Origin of the sequence: Vibrio sp. 10N.261.52.A1 (assembly GCF_002876325.1) — a bacterium.
Classification (GTDB): Bacteria; Pseudomonadota; Gammaproteobacteria; order Enterobacterales; family Vibrionaceae; genus Vibrio; species Vibrio chagasii.
Genome location: NZ_MCYD01001426.1, coordinates 2,587 through 3,046, shown reverse-complemented (window position 1 = coordinate 3,046; position 460 = coordinate 2,587). Strand labels below are relative to the sequence as shown.

At 47.0% G+C, this 460-nt stretch carries 1 pseudogene; it reads right to left on the bottom strand.

The window, feature by feature from the left end:
- Window positions 1-460 (bottom strand): annotated as a pseudogene (locus BCT81_RS28740) (YdcF family protein); the annotation flags it as partial.

The following is a 460-nucleotide window of genomic DNA, read 5'->3' as shown; positions in this document are numbered from 1 at the left end:
TCCGTACATACTGGAGTACCTCGAATACAGCCTTCCAATACCGGAAGCAGACTTTCCACAATACTAAACTTAGGTGAACTTCCTACTGAGCCTTTTGCTTTCGCCAAGGCCTCCAAAGAAAGCCTTTCTGGCTCCGCCCTCACCATCTTCAAATCTCGCTTAAACGCCCCGGTACATACTCCTTCGAGATACACTCGGTACGTTGTAAGCGCGTCCATCAATAAAAATAGCTGCCCTTGAGCTGTTTGGTGCGGGTATGGCACTGCAACATGAGCATCCAACTTTCGGTCTATCTGCAGCTCAACACCAAGCGCTAAGCATTTCTCGACGAGAACTTTTAGTAACCCTTGCTCGTCCATCAGTTCTTGAATTTCGAAGATGCGTTGCAAGTGATAGTCATTCGACACAAACGTTATCTTTACACCTTGCCCACGAGTAAACAGACCACTCTCTATCATCT